This is a genomic window from Buchnera aphidicola (Pemphigus immunis), assembly GCF_964059115.1.
GTDB lineage: Bacteria > Pseudomonadota > Gammaproteobacteria > Enterobacterales > Enterobacteriaceae > Buchnera_C > Buchnera_C aphidicola_C.
In genome coordinates, this window is sequence record NZ_OZ060409.1 from 1 (window position 1) to 2670 (window position 2670).

The window sequence follows — 2670 nt, forward strand, 5'->3', positions numbered from 1 at the left end:
ATAAATGCATACTATTAAATATTTAGATGCTCTCTTACATAAAATAGATGCAAAATTACTATATATATTTAAAATCTTATATAATAAATAAATAAACATACCTCATTTTTATTTATGTTTAAAAAAAATAATGTGCTATGGTTAATACTAAAATTCAATGTTAATATATAGAAAAATTAAAATTAAACCTAAATTATGAAAAAAATTATTTTCATAATTTTTTTCTGAACTTACTCCAACTCAAGAACACAAGCAAACTTATAAATTCATAATTGAAATTATGAAAAAAATATTTGATAAAAATAAGAAAGATAACATTTTAAATAGAAATATTTTATTCATTAATAAAATCAACGGAAAAATTCTATCTAGAAGAAGATGTTTAAACAAACACCGTGTTCAAGCAATAAAAGCCGTAATAGAATATATAATTTACCATTTAGATATAAATTCAAACTACATAAAAATTCCCATAAAACAAATTTCAGATGAATGCGGTTTATCTACTTTTTCAAAATCTGGTAAAAAATCAATTTCTCGTATTTCAAGATTAATTACCGAATTCATGGAACCAATGGGATTGATTAAAATAAAAAAAGAGAAAAATAAAATTAATAATATAATATCTAAAAAAATAATATTAACACCTTTATTTTTTCTTTTTTTTAGAATAAAAAAAGAAAAAATAATAAACACAAAAGAAATAAAAAATAAAGTAAAAAATAAAAAGATAAAAAAAAATCATACCTGTGATGAAAAAAGAACAAAAAAAAAGATACTTTATTCTATAATAAATCGTTATTCCACTGAAGAATTAACAGAATTTGGATCTAATGGTCTAAAAAAAATGGTAGATAAAGAATATTTTAATTTAAAAAAAGAAAAAAAATAATAACAAATTTTATCAATTTTTCATTTCTTTTTACTCATTTTGTCAATATAGGCCATACCGAAAGCAGAAAAAACAAAAGTTAAATGTATAACTATACACCACATAATTTTATCATTAGATATTTTTTCTGCTTCCATAAATAAACGTAAAAGATGAACAGAAGAAATTGCCACTATAGATGAAGCAACCTTGTTCTTAATAGAATTAACATCCATAGTACCCATCCAACCTAATCTCTTCAATTCATGGTTAGTTTCCATTTTGGCAATAAAATTTTCATAACCTGAAAACATTACCATAACTAACAAACCGCCAACTAGAGCAATATCAATTAAAGACAGAACAATCAAAACTAATCCCGATTCAGACATGATCAATATATCAGGAATAACATAAATAATTTGTTGAAAAAATTTAACCGTTAACAATATAAAACCAAATGATAAACCTACATAAACAGGAAACATTAACCAACGAGAAGCGTATATTATTTTTTCAATTATTTTTTCCATTTTCGATCCTGTAACTTTTAAAAAAAATTTATAAATAAAAAAATGAAATTCAATGAAACTATTTTAATTTCAAAAATAATATCTTAATATTTTTTATAAATACAATAATAATTTTCTATCACTGTATTGTAAAGTTTTTAAAAGATTTATCTTTTAAATTTATTTTTTACTAATGAACATTTTTTAATTTTTAATTAAAGCAATAATAGCTTTTATTATCTAAAAAAAAGTTGTTAATTTAATAATTTATTTTATAGTTGAATTTTATTTTTTTTTATGTATTATATAAACTATTCATTTACTTTATTATTAAAGTTAAAATTAATTAAACATATGTTATCCAGAAAAAGTTATATTTTTAACAAATCACCAAAATTTACAATACCCAAAAATAACAAAAAAAGACCTGCTTTTATTATTTATGCAATGAAAAAAGCATCTGAAATTGATGTGGCTAGAAGTGAATTAAATTACATAATTCAACCTAAAAATCCCAAAACAGGAGTACCTATAAAAAGGAAAAGACGGTTAAATGAACACCGCGCTAGTGCTATGAGAGCCATGGTCAATGCTATGCTATATCATTATAATGTTGTTTCAGAAATAGTACAAGCTTCTGTAGAACAACTATCGGATGAATGTGGTTTATCCACCATATCCGCAAATGGTAATAAATCAATTTCTCGTGCTTCAAGATTAATCACTGAATTCATGGAACCAATGGGATTTGTAATATCTCATAAAATGTGGGATAAAATCATAGGAAATTACATGCCTAAACTGATAATTTTAACACCATTGTTCTTTAAATTATTTGGCATCTCTGAAGATAAAATAAATAATGCTAAAAAACAACAATTAGGGTGGATAAATAAAAATCTGATCAAAAAAGGAATTAAACCAATGAGTTTAGTTGAAGCAAAATGGAAAAGTAAAGAAATAAGACTAAATTCAATTTTAAAGTATAGAAAATCTCAACATATATTTAATATCAGAAAGAAAAAAGCACAAAAAATATTCTCTTTAGACGAAAAAATAGCCAAACAACAGATACTAAAATCTATAGTTGAAAGATATTCTTTACAAGAACTATCCGAAATGGGATTAAATGGTTTAAGAAAAAAAGTGAATGTTCAATATTACTGTTTAAAAAAAATAGCACTAAAACATTATTCAAAGAATATTTTTAAATAAATAAACATACCTCATTTTTATTTATGTTTAAAAAAAATTATCTGCTTATTTCATATGCTAGTATAAAAAAAA

General features: G+C 22.2%; 2 protein-coding genes and 1 pseudogene. 2 read left to right on the forward strand and 1 reads right to left on the reverse strand.

The features are described from left to right. Nucleotides 1-241: 241 nt before the first annotated feature. Nucleotides 242-892: pseudogene (repA, locus tag AB4W77_RS02675) on the forward strand (plasmid replication initiator RepA); the annotation flags it as partial. Between the two features lie 20 nt (nucleotides 893-912). Here the strand turns inward: repA (AB4W77_RS02675) and AB4W77_RS02680 are convergent. Beyond that, the gene (locus AB4W77_RS02680) at nucleotides 913-1404 is read right to left on the reverse strand and encodes a TIGR00645 family protein (protein ID WP_265197227.1); all 492 of its coding nucleotides are present in this window, start codon (nucleotides 1402-1404) and stop codon (nucleotides 913-915) included. 333 nt (nucleotides 1405-1737) lie between these two features. Here AB4W77_RS02680 and repA (AB4W77_RS02685) point away from each other — a divergent pair, with 333 nt between their 5' ends. After that, nucleotides 1738-2598: a plasmid replication initiator RepA gene (gene repA, locus AB4W77_RS02685; protein WP_367681700.1), complete on the forward strand. Its 861-nt coding sequence runs from the start codon at nucleotides 1738-1740 to the stop codon at nucleotides 2596-2598. The last annotated feature ends 72 nt before the right edge of the window (nucleotides 2599-2670 follow it).

Bases quoted from the DNA above. Each gene is read 5' to 3' on its own strand.
- AB4W77_RS02680 (WP_265197227.1), bottom strand. From the start codon at position 1,404: ATGGAAAAAATAATTGAAAAAATAATATACGCTTCTCGTTGGTTAATG.
- repA (WP_367681700.1), top strand. From the start codon at position 1,738: ATGTTATCCAGAAAAAGTTATATTTTTAACAAATCACCAAAATTTACA.